Here is an 18,966-nt window from a genome sequence, read left to right on the forward strand (position 1 = left end):
CCATTGAGCCCAGGCGCGCCTTAGGTCAGCTTGGCTGCCCGCTCGCACCGCCGTCGTCGGACGCGGTATGAGGTTCGCTGACGGCGGCCGCCGCAGCTTCCTGCACAGGATTCCGGATTCCGACGGCGGAGGCCAGCGCCCCGAACAGGAACAGGCCCGCGGTCACCAGCAAAGCGTTGTACAGTCCGTCCCGGGTGAAGGCCGGCCCCACAATCACCCCAGCGAAGGCGATGGAGATCAGACCCGCAATACGGGCAACCGCGTTGTTCACGGCTGAACCGATCCCGGCCTCCTCCGAGGGAACAGCGCCTAGAATGGCAGCCGTGAGGGGCGCAACCAACGTCGCCAGGCCAAGGCCAAAGACAATCTGCCCCGGCAACACCTGCGTCCAGTAGTTGAGCGGCTCTTGGACAGTCAATGACATCAGGAAGCCCGCACCGCACAGTAGAGGGCCTACCGTCATGAACCATCTGGGGCCGTATTTTCCGGCGAGACCACCAAAGTAGGACGCACCCAGCATCAGGATGACTGTGCCGGGAAGCAGCGCCAGGCCCGCCGCGGTGGCGCCCATGCCTCCTACCTGCTGCAGGTAAATGCCCAACACGAAGAAACCCAGGGAGATCGCGGCATAGATGGCCAGAGTGGCGAGATTACCCCAGGCAAAATTTCGGATACTGAAGAGTCGCAACGGCAACATGGGCTCAGCAGTCCGGGCCTCGTGGATGAGGAACAGCACCATCGCAACCACACCCACCACCAGTGGGACCCATACCTGGGCGCTCCCCCACCCCATCCTCCCCTGTTCGATGAAGGCATACACTGGCCCGCCCAAGCCAACCATGGCCAGGAAAGCTCCCAGGTAGTCGATGCTTTTGCTCTTGTCCCTCGCCGCATCCGACGACCGCAGGCTTGCAAGCATCGGCCAGATGGCAACAGCAGGGATGACATTGATGAAAAAGATCACCCGCCATGAGAGCAGGTCGACAGCGATGCCGCCGATCAGCGGACCCACAATAGCCGCAGCGCTCGTCCAACCCGACCACTGCCCGATGGCTTTTGACTGCGCCGGGCCGGTGAACGACGAGATGATCATGGCGAGCGAACTCGGAACAAGGAGGGCGCCGGCTATCCCTTGCAGTGCCCGGGAGACTACCAACACTTCGCCCGTCCACGCGAGCCCGCACATCACCGAGGTCACGGCAAAACCGGCCAGCCCCCATTCAAGAATTCTTGCCCTGCCGAAATGGTCAGATAGTGAACCGGCAACCAGGATCAAGGCCCCCAGTGTGAGCAGGTAAGCATCCACCACCCACTGTTGGATGACCAGGCCGCCACCCAGTTCCCTTCCAATGGCTGGCAATGCGAGATTCACCACAAATCCATCGAGGATAGCGATGAACGACGCCACAACTGCCACCACCAGCACGCGTTTCTGGAGAGGTGTGCTCGGCGGAAGGACCGCAGCGTCAGTCATGTGCACAGCCTACGCCCGGGAAGTCCCGTATCGTTGAATGGTGATTAGCAGACGTGATGCCGCATTGGCCCTTGATATTTCGATGGAAATGGCCCAACGCCACGGCATTCCGTCCCGCCTCTCCGAGGCCGAACTCCGGGACATCCAGGACAATCCCCCGGCGTGGTTGGTTCAGTCCAGGGCCAACCGCACCGGCAAGCGACCCGTCTGGGTACACCTGACGTGTGCTGTCTGCGGATACACCGAGGCCGTTCGCCCCAAGAAATGGTGGCCGGACTTTTCCTTCGTCTTCTGTGGCACCCACCGGAACAGCGAACTTCCCGAACTGTTCCTCGGCGATGTCCGCAGCGAATATGAAGGCGTGGGAAGCCGTTTCATCGGCGTTGTCGACGTTCGCGAGGGCTAGGCCAGCTGGCTCATTTCGGATGGGACGGCAGTCAACTTCACTATTGTGCCTTCCCGGAGCACCGTCAGCGGGAACGGCTGGCCGATAGCCTCGGCAAACAGCAATTTCTGCAAACTTTCAGCACTGGACACCGCACGATCCTGCGCACGCAGCACCACATCCCCCGCTTGGAGCCCGGACAATTCCGCCGGCGAGCCCGGAATGACCTCCACTACTCGCAGGCCTTCTTTCTGGCCGGTCCGAACCACCGAACTTGCATCCAGTGGTATCGGAGTGCTCACCAGGCCAAGATAAGCGCGGCGCACGCGGCCGTCCCTCAGCAGCGCGGCGATGATGCGCTGGGTTGTGGTGTTTATGGGTACTGCCAGCCCCAGCCCGAGACCCGCGACGGCGGTGTTGATGCCCACGATGCGTCCCCTCGTATCCGCCAGTGCACCCCCGGAGTTCCCTGGGTTGAGCGCAGCATCGGTTTGAATGACGTCCTCAATCACCCGCCTGTGTTCGCCCGCTCGTACGGGGATGGAACGCCCCAACCCGCTCACCACGCCAGCAGTTACCGAACCGGCCAAACCGAGCGGGTTCCCCACAGCAATCACCAGCTGGCCCACCCGTAAGGTTTCAGCGTTGCCCAGCAAAGCCGGAGGCGGGGTTGACTTCACTCCACGGACCACGGCCAGGTCGGAGAGGGGGTCTGCGCCCACCAGCTCCACATCAGTTTGCTTGCCATCCGCGAAAACGGCCCGACCGGACTGGATGCCTGCCACCACGTGGGCGTTGGTCAGCATGTATCCGTCGCCGGTGAAGACCACAGCTGAACCGCTTCCTCCGCGGACCCGCCCGCGGCGGTCTGTACTCGTCATTTCGATTGCAGCAACGTGGGGCGTCACCGACTCGGCAACCCGTATGACAATCTGTGAGTACGCGTCCAAGGCTCCGTCGTCGTCTGACGCCTGTTCTTCGAAAGCCTGGTTTGTCGTCATCTCGTGCCTCCTGCCAAGGTCCGCCGCGCTTCACCGCTAACCTTCGGCGACGCGTCTACCCTGTACAACTGCCATGCAGTTGCCGGTAGTCCGGAAGTTGCTACGCCGTGGGTGAACGATGGCGCGTGGCAAAAGAAAACCCCCGGATCACGAGGATCCGAGGGCTTTCCGGGGTGGAGATGGGGGGAATTGAACCCCCGTCCGATGTCGTTTTGTCAGGGCTTCTCCGGGCGCAGTTCGCGTCGGATTTTCTCGGCCCCAGCCATCCTGCGAACAGGTGGCTGATCCGGGCCCAGTCATCTAAGAGTCCCGTTTACCTCAATGACGAAGGCAAACAGCAGTGGCTATCTAAATGACGCCAGGAACCGGGGCGATAGCAACCCCGGGCTGACGGACTGTCTTACTGCTTAGGCAGCGAGAGCGAAGTCAGTGCGCTTAGATTCGGCACTTATTGGTTTGCAGACAGCGTTTACGAGATAATTCTGCATCCTCGGCCCGCTTCACCTGTCGCGACTAACATCGTCGAAACCGATCATCCCCGTATTTTGTTACCAAACCCGGCAAGAGTCTTTGAACTCCCGTCGGACTACCTATCATAACGCATCCATCCGGCGAATCATTCCCGGAGACCCGCTGCCTAGCGTCGGTTGCGTTCCCGCAACTCACGCAGCGACTCACGCTTGTCCTGCTGCTCACGGAGTGTCTGGCGCTTGTCGTAATCCTTCTTGCCTCGGGCGATAGCGATTTCCACCTTGGCCCGGCCGTCCAGGAAGTAGAGCTGGAGCGGCACAACGGTAAAGCCGGACTCGCGAATTTTCTGCGAGATCTTGTCCAGTTCATCGCGGTGCAGCAGGAGCTTACGACGCCGGCGTGCAGCATGGTTTGTCCAGCTCCCCTGGTGATACTCAGGGATGTGGATGCCCTCCATCCACAGTTCGTCGTTGTAGAAGGTGCAGAAGCCATCAACCATGGAGGCATGGCCTTCACGGAGGGACTTCACCTCTGTTCCCATGAGGGCAATGCCTGCCTCATAGGTGTCCAGGACATGGTAGTTATGCCGGGCCTTCCGATTGGTGGCCACTACCTTACGGCCACTTTCCTTGGGCACGGTAGAACTCCTTGTTAGATGCGGATTTCAACTAGTGTACGCCAGCGCGGCATAGCCTTTGCGCGCTATCGGCACGCTAGAGAAGAGTCATGGGGTCCACTGCGGCACTGTTGAGCCAGGTTTCGAAGTGCGCGTGGCAACCAGTCGAGTTACCCGTGCTGCCCGAGTATGCGATGAGTTGCCCCGCCGATACTTGCTGGCCGTTTGCTACAACAATGCTGCTGTTGTGGTAATAAATGGTGGTCAGCGAGTTGCCTTGCACCACACCATGGGACAGTTTTACCCGCCATCCGCCGCCGTCGGCCGAGTTCCAGCCCGAGTTGAAGACCTCCCCCGCCGCCGCTGCGTAGACGGGCGTGCCACATGCCGCACCGAAGTCGATGCCGGTGTGCATGTAACCACCGGTGCCATAGAAGTCAATGGTGCCTGGTGGCGTTGCACGCCAGCCAAATCCGGAGGTGATGGGGACAGCACTTGCGAAGGGGTGCCGAAGGCCGAACGCCGACGGCGAACCAGCTGGCGGAGGAGAATACGGCGGTTCCGGAGGTGCAGGCCTACCTTGCGCTGCTGCTGCAGCAGCAGCCGCGGCCGCAGCCTCTTCGGCAATCCGGCGCTGTTCCGCTTCCCATGCTTCCCTCAGCTTCCGGTCACGCTCCACGATCTCGGCGGCCACCGTATTTTGTTCGGCTTTCACCCGGGCAAGATTGGCTTCGATGCCCGGCTTGGCGGCCTGCAGTTGTCCGTTGAGGCGGGTGGTGTCTTCAATGAGCTTGTCGACTTCGGCTTTCTTGCTCGCCGCTTCGTCCCTCGCCGACTTTTCCCGGTCAAGTGCGGCGTCCGCCTTGGCCTTCAGGTCCTGGATTTCTTCCTCGACAGCAACAAGCCTCGCTTGGGAGTTCACGTTGGTGGCGTTCTGCTGGGTGAGTTTGGTCATCGCCGCGTTTTGGCTGCGCATGGCCTGGTCAGCCAAATCCATGGACTCGGTCAAGCTTCCGGATTCACTGGAGCCGAACAAAAGTGCAATGTTAGTGGGAACTCCACCGGACTTGTAGGCCTGCGAGGCGATCTGTCCGATCAGCTTCTTGGTGTCCGTGATCTTCTGCTTATCGCTCTCCAGCTGCTCCGTAATCTTGGCCTTGTTCTGCTGGGCAAGCTCAACCCTGGCAGCAAGTGCCTCGACTTCCTTGACCGCACTCGCCACCCGACCCTGCGCCTCAAGCAGAGCCTGCTGTGCGCCAGGAAGCCGTCCCTGGTAGATCACCAGGTCACCGGCAGCCTTTGCGATGTTTGAGTCAACAAACTCGAGCGAAGCCTGGACCCGGGCCGCTTCTGCTTCCAGCGCAGCCTGCTGGTCCTCGAGGCTGTCTGCCTGGGCTGATGGAGCGCCTGAAAGGAGACTGACAGCCAGGCCAACTGCAAGAACCGCCCCCAGAAACCGAGCATGGCCCGACGCAAGGCGCCTGCGCAGGGGGTTCGGGTCCAACGTGGTCATCAGGATTCCTTTTCGCTTGTCAGCATGGCCGTTGTTTCAGTCAGGGCGTTCACGGTTAGACCTTCAGGTAACGCCGGAGAGTCAGGAGGGAAGAGATGCCGGCAAGACCGGCGCCAAGGGCAATCAACACCGGCGCGATCACCAGGACCTGCGTGGAGGAGATGAACGGGGTGTTGAGGAACTGCCTCGACAAGTCGCCGTTTAGCCAGAAGTGGGCCATAAGCCAGAGCGTGACGGAGGCCAGCAGCGCTCCCACAACGGCAGCTATTACACCTTCCAGGATGAACGGCAGTTGGATCACCGTCTTTGACGCACCCACCAGCCGCATGATTCCTGTCTCCCGGCGTCGACTGAAGGCCGACAGCCGGATGGTGGTGGTGATCAGGAGGACCGCACAGAAAATCATCACGGCTGCCACGCCAATGGCCGCAACCGATGCCCCATTCATCCAGGAAAAAATGCGCTCGAGCACCTGCCGTTGGTCACTGACCGTTTCAACACCCGGTTGCGAGGAAAACGTCTCACTGATGATTTCGTATTTTTCGGGGTTCTTCATGTTGATCCGGAACGAGGCCGGCAACTGGTCCTCGGATACGGAATCCACTATCGGCGAGTTGGAGAACTGCTCCTTGAAGTGCGTGTACGCCTCGGCTTGGGACTCAAACTGGAAGTCGTTGATGTACGGCTTGATTGCCGGGGATTCGAGCATTGCCTGGAGGTTGTCCTGCTGTTCCTTGGTGGCCGACCCCGAAGCGCAACCGACCGCCGTCGAACCATCATTACAGAGGAAAACTGCTACCTGGACTTTGTCGTACCAGTAGCCCTTCATCTGGTTGATCTGCATCTGCAGCATTCCCGCCGCCCCCACGAACGTCAGGGAAACAAAAGTCACCAAGACCACGGAAATCACCATGGAGAGGTTCCGACGCAGGCCACCACCGATTTCCCCGAGGATAAACAAAAGCCTCACAGCTGTGCCCCCTGCGCACGGTTGAGCTCTTCCCCGCTGGCGTCCCGCAGCCGGCGCGATTCCCCAACCACGGGAATCATCGAGGTGTACAGCGCCTTGGCTTCGTCGCGAATGACCTTGCCGTTCTTGAGTTCCACCACGCGGCGGCGCATTTCATTGACGATGTCGTCGTCGTGGGTTGCCATCACTACCGTGGTGCCGTTCTGATTGATCTTGTCCAGGACTCCCATGATTCCCATCGACGTGATGGGGTCAAGGTTTCCGGTCGGTTCGTCCGCCAGCAAAATGCCGGGGCGGTTTACGACGGCGCGGGCGATCGCCACGCGCTGCTGCTCACCACCGGAAAGTTCATGAGGCATGCGACGTTCCTTGCCCTCAAGTCCAACCGTCTTCAGGACCTCAGGTACTGTCTCCCTGATAATCGAGCGGCTTTTGCCGATCACCTGCATCGCGAATGCTACGTTGGCGAAGACGTTCTTCTGAGGGAGCAACCGGAAGTCCTGGAAGACAACGCCGATTCCGCGCCGGAGCTTCGGGACGCGCCAAGTCGAAATGTTGGCAACATTCTGGCCAGCGACATAAACGGATCCGGACGAGGCTTTGTCCTCTTTCAGGATCAACCGCAGGAACGTGGACTTGCCTGATCCAGAAGCGCCCACCAGGAAGGTGAATTCGCCGCGGTTGATCTCAAGGCTCACAGAATCGAGCGCCGGTCGGGCATTCTGCTCGTAGACCTTGGTGACATTCTCAAATCTGATCATGGCCCTTTAGAACCCCGCCGGACATGACATAGTCGCCCAGTCCAACAGCCGGAGCGCGGGCTTTCGATGGGGGAAGTGAGAGCACCGGCCACTCGACTATACGCACGGTTCAGCCGCTATTCCGCGGCTTTCAAGGGCGTGTCGCGGAATCCAAAGCCCTGGGTGACCCGGGCCGCCTTACACGGTTCCTAGTTGGCCGCTGCATTTCGGTTGCCGGTACGCCAGCGAATGCCGGCGTCGATGAAATCATCTATATCTCCATCAAGCACCGCCGAGGTGTTGCCCACCTCGTGTTCCGTCCGCAGGTCCTTGACCATCTGGTAGGGATTGAGGACGTAGGAACGCATCTGGTCACCCCAGGACGCTTTAACGTCTCCGGCCAAAGCCTTCTTTTCCGCGTCTTGCTGTTCCTTCTTCACCAGAAGCAATCGGGACTGGAGCACACGCATGGCGGCCGCCCGGTTCTGAAGCTGCGATTTCTCGTTCTGCATCGAAACCACAATGCCCGTGGGGATGTGAGTCAGCCTCACTGCGGAGTCAGTAGTATTGACCGACTGGCCGCCCGGGCCCGAGGACCGGAAGACGTCCACGCGGATTTCGTTGTCCGGGATCTCGATGGAGTCTGTTTGCTCGATCAAGGGGATGACTTCTACCGCTGCGAAGGATGTCTGACGGCGCCCTTGATTATCAAAAGGACTGATGCGGACCAACCGGTGGGTTCCGGCTTCAACACTTAACGTGCCAAAGGCGTATGGTGCCTTGACTTCGAAGGTGGCGGATTTCAGACCGGCTTCTTCGGCATAGGACGTGTCCATCACAGTGGTCGGGTAGCCATGGCGTTCCGCCCAACGCAGGTACATCCTCATGAGCATCTCTGCGAAGTCGGCAGCATCAACGCCGCCGGCTCCTGCCCTGATGGTCACTACAGCTTCGCGTTCGTCATACTCGCCCGACAAAAGGGTTGTAATCTCGAGTTCCGCCAGCGCCTTGCGGATAGAGGAAAGTTCTTTGGCCGCTTCCGCCATCGAATCCTCATCGCCCTCGTCCTGGCCCAGTTCCACCAGGACTTCGAGGTCGTCAATCCGGGATGCGAGCTTGGACAGGCGCTCAACTTCGGACTGCCGGTGCGACAACCGGGAGGTGATCACCTGAGCAGAAGCGGGATCATCCCAAAGGTCCGGAGCCCCTGCCTGCTCGCTCAGCTCAGCGATCTCAGCCTTGAGGGCATCGATATCGGTGACGTTCTCGATTGAGCTGTACGTTGCTCGAAGTGCGCGGATTTCCGCGGGAAAATCAATTTCAGCCATGATCTTCCCAGCGTACGCTATCCGTCGGCCTCCCTCATGGCGTCCTCGCCCTGGCCGTGGAAGATGCACTTACTGGGTCAGCCGGGAACGGGCCGTTGACCTCGCCTCAATGAGAATCCCTTCGGGGAGTAGAAAGCTGATCACCGGCGGATGCGCCATGGCTGTGAGGACTACCACCGCTGTACCCCCCGGCTCGCTACCCGTCCCCGCTGCCACAGCCAGCTGGTCATGGCGGGAAAAAGCGTTGCTGGCCTCGAGGTAGGAGACGGTCGCGGCCAGGACCCTCGCATCCACCAGCGAGGTAGAAGGAGTAGTACTTCCCCCAATATCCCCCACTGTGTAGGAATCCGCGGCCGCGAGAGCCGCTCCGTCAGCCAGGGACAAGAGCTTCTTGCGCTCCAGATAGATAGCTGAAGCTCCCATGACCACCGAGGCCAGGAGAAGCGACAACAGCACGAACCCCAGGATGAGAACCGTTACCTGGCCATCCTCCCGAGAGTGTCCACTCGATGTCACCACTGTCATTGGTAACGCCCTACAACCTGCGATGCCGAGGCACTGAGTCGACTCGCGTGCAATTGCAGGACGTCCCCGAATGGCATCAAGGGCAAAGACACCTCCAGACGCACTGTCACGGTTACGGTCGCACCGGCCGCCAAACAACTCCCACGATCACAAACGATGGTGATGCTGGCCTTCTCGGGTCCATGGCCGTGGTCCTTGAGGGCCAGAAGAACACTGCGCTCCGCTGCGATCCGTGCGCTGGTGGGATCCCCTTGCGTCACGAAGACTTTAGCTGCCTGGTCAGCAGCACCCACCACAGCAAACGATCCGCCCTGAATCTGGCCTATGGTCACCACGAAATAGACCACGGGGACCATGAGCAACAACGCCAGGAAGGTGAATTCCACCGTGGCGTTGCCCCCTTGGACTTCCTGTTCCTGATGGGGAGCGTAAGTCGTTGCTGTCCCAAGCGGCTCCGCCCGTAAGCACAAGGCCGCCCGCAGCCTAAGCCGGAAAGGGACGAGTAATGATCGTGGCGTGTCACCCCGGGAGGTCTGCATGACCCTTGACCTCCAAGGTTTGGGCGGGGCCGATCAGGCCAACCACCGGCAGGGGTGCCCTCACTGTCACTTCCAAGGTTCGGATCCCATCCATCGTGATTTCAGTCGACGTGACATCGCGGGCAAAATCACCGCTCAATGCGGCACCAATCAACTCGGCAGTCCGGGAACGGGCGTCCGCGGACGTTCGATCCGACAACGCCCCGTACCGCGCTCCGGAAGCGGCAGCATCAATAAGCGTGTTCCGAACGTGCAGCACCAGCATTAGTTGAACAATCGCCATGAAAAACAGGGTCAGCAATGCGCCAACCAACACGAAGTCAACAACCGCTGATCCGCGCTCATTCACCTGTCCGACACTTGCCGGCTTGAAACAATCACCCACGGGGCCCTTGTTGTTGTCCATCCCGCGCCCTACTTGCCCACCTTGCTCATTGCTTGATTGAAGAGATCGCCCAACGCCGGTGTGGCGATGGCAAGTAGTCCAGCCACGAGGATCGCTGACATCAGGGTGATCATCACCCAACCAGGGACATCACCGCGCTCGCGATTTTCCTTGTAGGGCAGTGCCCTCAAAGCAATGGCCACGAACACCCATGGGGGGCAAAGCAGAGGGAGAGAGACAGCGGACAGTTTGTTTGTAACTCGTTTCATGGTTTCCCCAATGTGTTTCCAGCAGGCACTGACGTAGCGTCGCTGGTTGAATGTACGGATAGGACAGATTGATGGCTGTGCGTTAGAGGCTCATTTCCAGAGCCGCGATGGCCGGGAAAGCAGCGAAGACTACGGTCAGAGGAAGCACGCCAAAGACAAGCGGCACCATCATGGCAATCTCTTGTCGGCCTGCAGACTCCATAAGTTCCCGTTGTGCGGCGTCGCGGACGTCTGCCGCTTGCGCCCGTAGGACGTCCGCCAAGGGCGTTCCGCGTTCGACAGCAACCACCAGACCGTCGATGAACCTAACGAGGGGCGGCAATTCCGCCCTTGATGAAAAGGCCTGAAGTGCTTCCGTCAGTGGTTTCCCCGACCGTGTATCCGCCAGGATTGTGGCAAATTCCCCGGAAAGTTCACCATTCGAGCTACGGCTCACCCTGTCCATTGCGCCCATCGCGCTCTCTCCCGCAGCAACAGCGAGCGCCATGAGCTCCGCGAGACTGGGAAACTCGGACAACATCCTTGATTCCCTCCGTTTGATCCTCAGTCCCAACACAAAATCGCGGAGCAGGTAACCTCCTAGCGCGCTTCCCAGGACTGCGATACAAGAGCCGGCCGGACTGGATCGCCCGGAGGTCGCGCCCGCGATAACCACGAGGACAGCGAGCACGAAAGCGGCGCTGGCCCACAGAAGCTGCTCAGCCCGGAAATCCAAGGTGGATTTTGTCGATCCGGCACGGGCAAGCCTCTTGCCCAGGGCTGTTAAACCGGGATTGAAGCTGGACATAGCGATGATTGCATCGCGAATGACTGGACGGAGAATCCGTTCCACCGGGCCGAAGGGCGTGAGATTCTGTGTTGGCGCGCGGAGCAGGCGCGAATCGAGATTTTGCGACTTCAACTGCGCTTCAATGCGGTCAGAGAATCTCGGTGGCCGCATGAACGGGAGCCGCACCAGCATTAGCCAGCATCCGGCTCCGAGAATCAGGCCGCACAACATGGCGATAGCAACCGAGGTGTTCATTGAAAAACCCGCTCATCCTCTGGCAAGGCACCAACGCGAAGCATCACGGAGTAGCAAAAAACTGAGATCAGCAGCCCTCCCAGTAACACCACCGCGCCCATGCCGGAGTTGAAAGCCATCATGGCTTCCGGCCGGCTTGCCATGACCACCAAAACTATCCAGGGAGCAGCTACAGCAAGCCGGGCAGCATTGATGGTCCAGGACTGCCGGGCCTCAAGCTCACTGCGGGTCCGGGCGCTGTCACGCAGGAACACCGAGAGGGTACCCAGCATGCGCCCAAGGTCTGAACCGCCCACTTCGCGGGTCATTCGCAGGGCCTCTATGATGCGGTCGGCCACAGGGTCTGCCAGCCGACCTTTGAGTCTGTTCACCGCCGCCTCAAAATTCCCGGCAGCTCTATAGTCGGCTCCAAAGTCCAGGAACAATTCCCTTAGCTCTTCCGGTCCATTGTGTCCCAGCTGGATCAACGCCTCCGGCAGTGCAAGACCCGCACGAATCGCGGACCGCAAGTGGTCCACAACATCCGGCCACAGTTGCCGGAGCGCAGTCCTGCGCTTCCGGGCCCGCCAGCGTACAGCCGCAAACGGAATCCAGGAACCGAATATCGCAAAACACGAGGCAACCGGCGGCGACCCTGTCAGAACGTAAAACGCCAGCAGGGCAAACAAGCCGAAGCCGGCGCAGGTGGCAAGGAGTCCGCCGCCCGTTACTTTTTCGATCCCTGCTGACATCAGAAGGAGGTCCAAGCGACGGGGCCTGCTTCTTCTGGATTCAACCGGTGGCTCGACCCATGCGGACCACCAAACGAGGAACACTCCCAAACCACCCACGATCCCAAGCAACGGGGCCATCAGTTCAACTCCAAGAGGGCAGCCACGTCAAAGCCTGCCCTGGCAAACTTTTCCGCTGCCGGCATGGAGTTTGCCCTGGGCTGCAATTGACCTGCAACCAAGCCAAAGACACCAGTGGATTCGATGATCCCGTTTTCCACCCTGCGCCCCAGGGAGAGAATTTCGGTTACCTGCCTACGCCCGGTTGAATGTCGGCCGCAGTGCACCACGAGGTCGATGCAGGATGCCACTGTGGGTACTACGAAAGCGCTGGAGATATTCGCTCCTGCCAGGAGTGGTAGCGTGCAGATCTTAGTGACGGCATCATGTGCAGAATTGGCATGCACAGTGCACATCCCAGGCAACCCGGAATTCAGGGCGATCAGCATATCGAGGCTTTCGGCTTCGCGGACCTCTCCCACCACCAAGCGATCCGGACGCATCCGAAGCGCTTCCTTAACCAGCCGCCGCAACGGAATTTCCCCTCCCCCTTCGAGATTCGCCTGGCGGCATTGCAGCCCGACTACGTCGCGCAGCGGGAGCTGCAATTCAAAGATCTCCTCGACCGTGATGACACGCTCACGTGAACCGATGCTTGCGGCAAGGCAGTTCAGCATGGTTGTCTTCCCCGCCTGGGTGGCTCCCGACACCAGGATGTTGAGCCCGCTGGCTACTGCCGCGCCAAGGAACCTGGCAGCTTGGGGCGTCAGACTTCCAAGCTCAACGAGGTGTTCGAGTCGGTTTGCCCGCGCGATAAATTTCCGGATGTTGACAGCCCAGTGCTGACGGGTGATGTCCGGGATCGCTACGTGCAACCTGGATCCGTCGGGAAGTGCCGCATCCACGAAAGGGGATGAGAGATCCAAACGGCGCCCCGAGCTCTTGAGCATCCTTTCCACGAGATCCCGCACCTGCTGATCGCTGAGTGTTACGGTCGTCAGCTCGGATTCCCCATTGCGGGCCACATAGATCTCGTGCGGCGCATTGATCCATACCTCTTCGATTCCGGCATCATCCAAGAGCGGCTGCAGCGGCCCAAACCCTGCTACGGCATCGAAGATGTGTTGTCGGGCGGCCTCGAGGTGTCCGAGTGACGGCAGGGGGCCCAGGAGTGCCCGCTCGTCGTAATCGTTGACGGCCTCATCCACGAGGAGCCGAACGTCCTTTGTTTGTTCCAGCGGATCCAGCCCGCGGCGTCGTATGAGTTCCCGGACTTCTCCTTCGACGATTTTTACAGCATCCACATCTCTCCCCATGATCACGAACCGTAAATGAGAGGCGCATCTCGAGTCATTCACGCTAGGCGAGCCAGTCGCTTCGCCCAAGTCACCGAGGAAACACGTGTGGATAAGTGCCATCATCTGTCACACAAGCAACCTGAATCCCACTAGTCACTCCAGTTTCGGAATGTTAGGGTAAAGCCCGTTAGGAGCTGGCCTTTGGTCTCATGCGCAGGCGCCCGCCCTGGAGCTTGTCCGCAAGCCACACCATGCGCCGCTAAGCCGCGGTACAGGGCCGGATGTGAAAATGAAAACTAATTCGATGGACCCGGTCCACCGCATCCCTCTTGCACGTGCCGGCCTGGCGCTAACTGTCGCATTGCTGGCGGCTTGCAGCCTTGGAGTTCCCGCATGGGCGCAGCCTTCCGGACCTCAAACGGCCCCGCATTCCAACACTCAGGAAAGCCCGCCGCCGCAAGGCCCCCGGCCGGCCGGTGACGGCTCCGGGTCCGCGCCGGACAGCGAGTTGCCAACGGATGCGCAGGTGCCCGAGCAGCAAGAGCGGCCGGCCGCCGTCGAACCCTCACCCGTGGTGACAAGCCCAACCGCCTCCGGTCAGCCCGAAGCACCTGTCGCAACACCCAAATCCATGCCCGGCAACGCCCCGGACGCCGAAGCCATGAAAACGGCCATGCGAGCCGCCATTCCAGCCGGTGGTGCAGAAATGGGGCAGCGCTCGCCGAGAGTAATGGCCAAGCAGCAGAAGGCGGCTTCGCAGCCTTCTGGAGCGAAAGCAATCGGCGGAGCCGTGGACTCAGCGTTCCCCATGGCGGCTGACCCGGGACACTGGCGCCCCTCCATCGGCATTGCCGGACAGGACGTCAGTGCCCACCAGGGCAACGTCAACTGGCAGAACCAATGGAATCAAGGTTCCCGATGGGCATACGTCAAGGCTTCTGAGGGCAACTACTACCTCAATGAGAACTACACACAGCAGTACAACGGCTCCCGCAGCGTAGGCATGGTCCGGGGCGCCTACCACTTCGCCATACCCAACTGGTCATCAGGTGCTGACCAGGCCCGGTATTTCGTGGCAAACGGTGGCGGCTGGACAGCCGACGGTTACACGTTGCCTCCCGTCCTGGACATTGAGTACAACCCCTATGCCGGACGGACCATCAACGGGTTTTACTTCGGCAACACGTGCTATGACATGTCCAAGGCGCAGCTCGGACAGTGGGCGGCCGACTTTGGTAACACAGTCAAGGCCCTGACCGGCCGTTTCCCGGTGATCTACAGCACCACCGACTGGTGGAACACCTGCGTGGGAAACTCCACATTCGGAAGCTACCCCCTGTGGATCGCGTCCTACTGGAACAACCCAACCAACTCCCCGGGCAACCTGCCGGTCAGTTGGGGCAACTACACCATGTGGCAGTACAGCAGCACCGGCCCCTTTGAGGGTGATTCAAACATTTTCAACGGCACCTATGACCAGCTTCGGACATTTGCGCGCGGAGTCCCCCGCCCATCCAGCCCCTCCATCCGGTCCGGGGCTGACGTGCTCGCTGCCATGCCCTCCGGACGCTTGGACAATTTCCCCGCAGACGGCCAAGGCCGCATCACGGGCCCGGTAACGATTGGGTCCGGTTGGGGCACTGCGCAGTCCGTCCATGTCGTTGACTGGAACCAGGACGGAGTCCAGGACATCCTCGCCCAGTGGCGGGACGGCTCGCTCCAAGTGTTCCGCGGCGCCTCCGGCGGCGGATTCCTTTCGCCTTTGCTGGTGGGAACAGGGTGGCAGGAGATGTCACTCACGGCTGGGTGGTGGAACTCGAGGGACGGTTATCCGGGTGTCATCGGCCAGGATGGCAAAGGAAACCTTTACCGCTATACGAATGCGGCAGGAGGCGCCCTCAACGGAGGCGTGCTTATCGGGACCGGCTTCGGCGGGCACCAATTCAACCAACTGGACTTCGACGGTGACGGCAACCAGGACATCGTCTCCCGGACAGCCGACGGCATCATGCGTCTATACCGCTCCAACGGTGTGGGATCGTTCCTCTCCGAGTCGAGCCGGGTGATTGGCAACGGCTGGTCCGGCATGACATCGGTGAGCTCCGCGGCGGGTTTCAACGGATCCGGTTCGCAGGGGCTCCACGCCCGGACTGCCAATGGTGACCTGTACTACTATCCGGCAGTCTCCGGGTCCTGGGGCAACCGCTTCCTCATCGGTGTGGGATGGAATGACGCGAACGTGATCAGCGGCGCACCGGTCAACGTTGAGAGGACTCTCGGCGTCGACGCGCAGGACGTCGTGGCCGCACGTCAAGACGGCAACCTGTACCGTTACGCCGGGTCCGGGTCTACTTCCTTGATGCCAGCCGAGCTTATCGGCACGCAGTGGACCGGCCTCAAGGCGGGTTTCCTCGCAGACTGGAACAACGACGACGCTTTGGACATCGTTGCGCAGTGGACCGATGGTCGGCTTAGTGTCTACCCAGGATTCGCGGGCCGGGGCTACGGGGCGCCGATCAGCCTCGGGACCGGTTGGAAGGACTGGACTCTTACAGTTGGTTCGTGGCGGAAGTCTGATGCACGACCGAGCATCGTTGGCTACGATCCCGCTGGTCGCTTGTTCCATATCAGCAATCCATCCGGAACCTCATTAGGCGCCCGGGTTCAGATTGGTACAGGTTGGGCCGGATTGGACATCGCCCAGATGGACTTCGACAGGGACTCCAACATGGACCTCCTGGCCAAGAATTCCGCCGGTGACCTGTTGCTATACCGGTCAAACGGCAGTGGAGCCCTGGTCCAGGAAGCGCCGGGCATAGTGGGAACCGGTTGGAACGTGGTCAACAGCTACGGAGCCATCCGTGGTTTCGCAGGAGCCGGATCTACCGGAATCCTGGCGCGGACCACCGGCGGCGATCTGCGCTACTACCCTGTAGGACAGAATCGCAGCTGGGGCTCACCCACCAAGGTTGGCACTGGTTGGGGCGGGCTGAGAATCCTCGCACCCGCCTGAAGGTAGACCCCGGCACGCTCCGAGTCCGAAATTCTCCAAGGGCCTGCACACTCCGAAAAGGAGTGCGCAGGCCCTTTCGTATTTGGAAAAACTACGTAAAGGAAACAAATAATGTTTAGGCCAACGGACAGGTCTAAATCCCGGGATTGCGTGATCTAATGAAGGTGGTCTCACGTATTGGCTGTTCAGCGCATTCGGGAAACGGGCTTTGTTTGGGGGCAAGCGAAGGTCACCAATGCGCACAATCAAGGAGTGATCTTTCATGGCGTTTACCGTTTCAACGGCCAAGGTCAGCATTTCGCCGCCGCTTTCCGTCAATCCCTACATGGCGGGGTACGGGACCCTCGACGGCGGCCGGGAGGCCACCAGCAGTGCACCCTACGAATCACTGTGGGTTCGGGCGATCATCCTTTGGGAAAACGGCTCCCCCAACCTGATCATGAGCGTGGATATTCTTGCCCTGCCCAGATCCATCCATCAGCGGGCCCGGCAACGGATCCTGGAGTTGGCAAGCTGGTCCAACGGCGACATCCTGATCCAGTCCACCCACACCCATAACGGGCCGGCCATAGTTGACACCCTCCACCCGTTCATGTGCTATGGGCTGTCAGATTTGTCAATGGTGGAGACCTACAGCCAGCACTTGGAGAACGACCTCGTGGACGCTGCCAGTGAGGCGCTCAACGCCTCGCAAACCGCCGTCACTCTGGACTACAAGGTCACTACGGCCAGCATTGCGTACAACAGGGTGGGCCTTCCCTACCTTGAGAACACAGTCCCCGTCATCGTGGCACGCAAGCCAAACGGCAACGCCGCGGCGGTGATCTTCAATTACGCATGCCATCCGGTCGCGGCAGGTATGCGGACACTCTTCGACGGCGATTTTCCCGCCGGGGCGTGCAACTACATCGAAAACACCAACCCCGAGTGTTTTGCCTTGTTCCTGCAGGGAGCGGCCGGAGATCAGAACCCCATGGGAGTACCCAGTTGGGAGTTAAGGGACGAGTACGCCACCAGGCTCGGGGCTGCTGTTGATGTGGCCATGCAGACCCCGGGAAGGATCATTGGCAGCCCCCTTCAGACCAGCTACCGGGAAGTGGATATACCCTTGGATATCACGCCCACGGCAGGCAACATGGCCGCGGTCCGGGCCGCATATGCATCCCGGCTACCCAACCTCGATGGCAATCCCGCTTGGTATGGACGCCACGCCCAGGTCATGATGGGTCGAATTGATAGCGGCAGTTATGAAACGTCAGTCGTTTGTCCCTTCCAGGTGTGGAAGTTCGGAGGCAGCCCTCAACTGAGGATCGGGATCGTCGGTGGCGAGCTGGTGAGCGGCTATGCCGCATATTTCAGGGCAAGGTTCGGCGGTGCAAACGGCGTGATCGTTGGGGGCTACGGAAACGAATCGTGCTACTACGTGCCTAGCGCACAGTTCCTACCGCCCTACTCATCCGGCGGCAGCTATGAGGGCGGCTGGGACCCGGACCATCCCGGGATCGCTGGCGGCTCCATGACCGTTTACGGACACATCGGCCACTTCCGTGGCGGAACAACGGGCGTAGAAGCAACTGTCATCAACACGCTGAACTCGATGTTCGCCTAAGCACCGTATCGTCGAAGGCCTTGGTCCCCGGGGCAAGGCCTTCGGCGAACACGGATCGCCTTTTCGTAGCGGTATCGATACCCGATTCGCAGCCAAATTCATTGACCGGCCTTCGGGTTATGGCAACCATGGAGGTGGAGGTCACCATGCGAACCCTGTACCCGGCCGCTGCGGCGCTGCTACTGCTTGTGGCTGGTTGCTCAGGCGCAACGACACCAACGACGACGCCTTCGGCCGGGGCATCGTCCGGTTCTTCTGCATCGGCACCTCCCACCACAACACCCTCATCATCAGCAGCCTCGAGTCCCGAACCGACGGAACCAGGCGAAGGCAGCGGACAGGGTGTCGGCGCGCCTGATGATTCAGGCCGGTTCTCGTACTTATGTTCAAGCCTGAACGAGGCCGTTCCAGACGTTGCGTACACAAGCCTCGCCGAGGTTTGGGCTTCCTCGGAATATGTCCGGCTGGCTTCCTGCTCGGCAAACTACGAGGGGCCTGTCCCGTTCGAACCCACCGAAGATGAAGCGAGGATCATCTCCATAGCTGAGCCCGGCGTGCCGCCATCCGAAGGACTCGAAGCCTACCTAACTGCATTGTCGCTTTGTAGCCGCGTTAGCGACGAAGCAGCTTCCGAGCTCTTCGGACGCAGCAGCCGGCAGATGCTGCAGGCAGCCAGCGAACTATGTCCCAGGGCGCCGCAAGGAAGAATCATTGGATTTTGGGCGTCCGGCGAAAGAGCCGCGGACGGCGAGTATGCGGTGACGAACGACGGCCTGGTTCCCGGAAAGTTCCATCTCCGAAAGACCCCGCCGGAGGGCTGCACGTGGTCGGTGACGGCCTCTGACGGCAGCACGAAGGCCAGCGGCGGCGCAGCTGAAGGCCAATCGGGAATACTCCTGAAAGAAAAAGACGTACTAACTAGTGACAAATGCGGAATTTGGGAGAAGATAGAGTAATGCAGCCGGCAACGGCTGGGGCGAAAATCCAACTGCATGCGGAGCTGGGGAGCATCCGAATGAAGTGGGGATCCCTCGGT

The 18,966-nt window shown here is 60.4% G+C and carries 18 protein-coding genes and 1 other RNA gene; 4 read left to right on the forward strand and 15 right to left on the reverse strand.

Going from position 1 to position 18,966, the window contains the following annotated elements; genetic code table 11:
- Nucleotides 1-25 precede the first annotated feature (25 nt).
- Nucleotides 26-1,480 (reverse strand): DHA2 family efflux MFS transporter permease subunit, encoded by a 1,455-nt coding sequence (locus ACNAOT_RS14995; protein ID WP_420178438.1) that lies wholly within the window; start codon nucleotides 1,478-1,480, stop codon nucleotides 26-28.
- Nucleotides 1,481-1,511: 31 nt separating this feature from the next.
- Here ACNAOT_RS14995 and ACNAOT_RS15000 point away from each other — a divergent pair, with 31 nt between their 5' ends.
- On the forward strand, nucleotides 1,512-1,880 hold the full coding sequence (locus ACNAOT_RS15000; protein ID WP_256870808.1) for a hypothetical protein: 369 nt from the start codon (nucleotides 1,512-1,514) through the stop codon (nucleotides 1,878-1,880).
- On the opposite strand, the gene ACNAOT_RS15005 is transcribed toward ACNAOT_RS15000, so the two are convergent.
- The 14 genes from ACNAOT_RS15005 to ACNAOT_RS15070 all read right to left on the reverse strand — a co-directional run bounded on the left by ACNAOT_RS15005 (nucleotide 1,877) and on the right by ACNAOT_RS15070 (nucleotide 13,314).
- Nucleotides 1,877-2,860 (reverse strand): S1C family serine protease, encoded by a 984-nt coding sequence (locus ACNAOT_RS15005; RefSeq protein WP_420178439.1) that lies wholly within the window; start codon nucleotides 2,858-2,860, stop codon nucleotides 1,877-1,879. The two genes, ACNAOT_RS15000 and ACNAOT_RS15005, sit on opposite strands and share 4 nt — an antisense overlap.
- Nucleotides 2,861-3,031: 171 nt before the next feature.
- Nucleotides 3,032-3,400, reverse strand: a transfer-messenger RNA (tmRNA) gene (gene ssrA / locus ACNAOT_RS15010).
- Nucleotides 3,401-3,497: 97 nt separating this feature from the next.
- The gene (gene smpB / locus ACNAOT_RS15015; protein WP_017198498.1) at nucleotides 3,498-3,968 is read right to left on the reverse strand and encodes an SsrA-binding protein SmpB; all 471 of its coding nucleotides are present in this window, start codon (nucleotides 3,966-3,968) and stop codon (nucleotides 3,498-3,500) included.
- Between the two features lie 76 nt (nucleotides 3,969-4,044).
- The gene (locus ACNAOT_RS15020) at nucleotides 4,045-5,460 is read right to left on the reverse strand and encodes a M23 family metallopeptidase (protein ID WP_091468498.1); all 1,416 of its coding nucleotides are present in this window, start codon (nucleotides 5,458-5,460) and stop codon (nucleotides 4,045-4,047) included.
- A 55-nt stretch (nucleotides 5,461-5,515) separates the two neighbouring features.
- Nucleotides 5,516-6,430, reverse strand: coding sequence for a permease-like cell division protein FtsX (gene ftsX / locus ACNAOT_RS15025; protein WP_017198500.1), 915 nt, complete (start codon nucleotides 6,428-6,430; stop codon nucleotides 5,516-5,518).
- Complete coding sequence (gene ftsE, locus ACNAOT_RS15030) at nucleotides 6,427-7,191, reverse strand: cell division ATP-binding protein FtsE (RefSeq protein ID WP_420178440.1); 765 nt, start codon at nucleotides 7,189-7,191, stop codon at nucleotides 6,427-6,429. Before ftsE ends, ftsX begins: the two co-directional genes overlap by 4 nt.
- A gap of 188 nt (nucleotides 7,192-7,379) precedes the next feature.
- Nucleotides 7,380-8,498: a peptide chain release factor 2 gene (gene prfB, locus ACNAOT_RS15035; RefSeq protein WP_309073003.1), complete on the reverse strand. Its 1,119-nt coding sequence runs from the start codon at nucleotides 8,496-8,498 to the stop codon at nucleotides 7,380-7,382.
- 69 nt (nucleotides 8,499-8,567) lie between these two features.
- A complete protein-coding gene (locus tag ACNAOT_RS15040) occupies nucleotides 8,568-9,023 on the reverse strand; it encodes a pilus assembly protein TadG-related protein (RefSeq protein ID WP_420178441.1) in 456 nt (151 codons plus the stop codon).
- Nucleotides 9,020-9,409, reverse strand: a complete 390-nt coding sequence (locus tag ACNAOT_RS15045; protein WP_420178442.1) for a hypothetical protein — start codon at nucleotides 9,407-9,409, stop codon at nucleotides 9,020-9,022. Before ACNAOT_RS15045 ends, ACNAOT_RS15040 begins: the two co-directional genes overlap by 4 nt.
- A gap of 133 nt (nucleotides 9,410-9,542) precedes the next feature.
- Entirely contained in the window at nucleotides 9,543-9,968 is a 426-nt protein-coding gene (locus ACNAOT_RS15050; RefSeq protein WP_420178443.1) for a TadE family protein, read from the reverse strand.
- A gap of 8 nt (nucleotides 9,969-9,976) precedes the next feature.
- Complete coding sequence (locus ACNAOT_RS15055) at nucleotides 9,977-10,216, reverse strand: hypothetical protein (protein ID WP_420178444.1); 240 nt, start codon at nucleotides 10,214-10,216, stop codon at nucleotides 9,977-9,979.
- Nucleotides 10,217-10,298: 82 nt separating this feature from the next.
- Nucleotides 10,299-11,240, reverse strand: coding sequence for a type II secretion system F family protein (locus tag ACNAOT_RS15060; RefSeq protein ID WP_420178445.1), 942 nt, complete (start codon nucleotides 11,238-11,240; stop codon nucleotides 10,299-10,301).
- Entirely contained in the window at nucleotides 11,237-12,091 is an 855-nt protein-coding gene (locus ACNAOT_RS15065; protein WP_420178446.1) for a type II secretion system F family protein, read from the reverse strand. Before ACNAOT_RS15065 ends, ACNAOT_RS15060 begins: the two co-directional genes overlap by 4 nt.
- The gene (locus tag ACNAOT_RS15070; RefSeq protein WP_420178447.1) at nucleotides 12,091-13,314 is read right to left on the reverse strand and encodes a CpaF family protein; all 1,224 of its coding nucleotides are present in this window, start codon (nucleotides 13,312-13,314) and stop codon (nucleotides 12,091-12,093) included. The genes ACNAOT_RS15065 and ACNAOT_RS15070 overlap by 1 nt, the downstream gene beginning before the upstream one ends.
- A 283-nt stretch (nucleotides 13,315-13,597) precedes the next feature.
- Here ACNAOT_RS15070 and ACNAOT_RS15075 point away from each other — a divergent pair, with 283 nt between their 5' ends.
- From ACNAOT_RS15075 to ACNAOT_RS15085, 3 genes are all read left to right on the forward strand, one after another.
- Nucleotides 13,598-16,321 (forward strand): GH25 family lysozyme, encoded by a 2,724-nt coding sequence (locus ACNAOT_RS15075; RefSeq protein ID WP_420178448.1) that lies wholly within the window; start codon nucleotides 13,598-13,600, stop codon nucleotides 16,319-16,321.
- A 262-nt stretch (nucleotides 16,322-16,583) separates the two neighbouring features.
- Entirely contained in the window at nucleotides 16,584-17,930 is a 1,347-nt protein-coding gene (locus ACNAOT_RS15080) for a hypothetical protein (protein WP_420178449.1), read from the forward strand.
- A gap of 119 nt (nucleotides 17,931-18,049) precedes the next feature.
- On the forward strand, nucleotides 18,050-18,886 hold the full coding sequence (locus tag ACNAOT_RS15085) for a hypothetical protein (protein WP_420178450.1): 837 nt from the start codon (nucleotides 18,050-18,052) through the stop codon (nucleotides 18,884-18,886).
- Nucleotides 18,887-18,966 lie beyond the last annotated feature (80 nt).

Origin of the sequence: Paenarthrobacter sp. TA1.8, assembly GCF_048595705.1 — a bacterium.
GTDB classification, from domain to species: domain Bacteria; phylum Actinomycetota; class Actinomycetes; order Actinomycetales; family Micrococcaceae; genus Arthrobacter; species Arthrobacter nitroguajacolicus.

Bases quoted from the DNA above. Each gene is read 5' to 3' on its own strand.
- ACNAOT_RS15020 (WP_091468498.1), bottom strand. From the start codon at position 5,460: ATGACCACGTTGGACCCGAACCCCCTGCGCAGGCGCCTTGCGTCGGGC.
- ACNAOT_RS15000 (WP_256870808.1), top strand. From the start codon at position 1,512: ATGGTGATTAGCAGACGTGATGCCGCATTGGCCCTTGATATTTCGATG.
- ACNAOT_RS15060 (WP_420178445.1), bottom strand. From the start codon at position 11,240: ATGAACACCTCGGTTGCTATCGCCATGTTGTGCGGCCTGATTCTCGGA.
- ACNAOT_RS15005 (WP_420178439.1), bottom strand. From the start codon at position 2,860: ATGACGACAAACCAGGCTTTCGAAGAACAGGCGTCAGACGACGACGGA.
- ACNAOT_RS15065 (WP_420178446.1), bottom strand. From the start codon at position 12,091: ATGGCCCCGTTGCTTGGGATCGTGGGTGGTTTGGGAGTGTTCCTCGTT.
- ACNAOT_RS15050 (WP_420178443.1), bottom strand. From the start codon at position 9,968: ATGGACAACAACAAGGGCCCCGTGGGTGATTGTTTCAAGCCGGCAAGT.
- ACNAOT_RS15040 (WP_420178441.1), bottom strand. From the start codon at position 9,023: ATGACAGTGGTGACATCGAGTGGACACTCTCGGGAGGATGGCCAGGTA.
- ftsE (WP_420178440.1), bottom strand. From the start codon at position 7,191: ATGATCAGATTTGAGAATGTCACCAAGGTCTACGAGCAGAATGCCCGA.
- ACNAOT_RS15075 (WP_420178448.1), top strand. From the start codon at position 13,598: ATGAAAACTAATTCGATGGACCCGGTCCACCGCATCCCTCTTGCACGT.
- ACNAOT_RS15085 (WP_420178450.1), top strand. From the start codon at position 18,050: ATGGCAACCATGGAGGTGGAGGTCACCATGCGAACCCTGTACCCGGCC.
- ACNAOT_RS15080 (WP_420178449.1), top strand. From the start codon at position 16,584: ATGGCGTTTACCGTTTCAACGGCCAAGGTCAGCATTTCGCCGCCGCTT.
- ACNAOT_RS15055 (WP_420178444.1), bottom strand. From the start codon at position 10,216: ATGAAACGAGTTACAAACAAACTGTCCGCTGTCTCTCTCCCTCTGCTT.
- prfB (WP_309073003.1), bottom strand. From the start codon at position 8,498: ATGGCTGAAATTGATTTTCCCGCGGAAATCCGCGCACTTCGAGCAACG.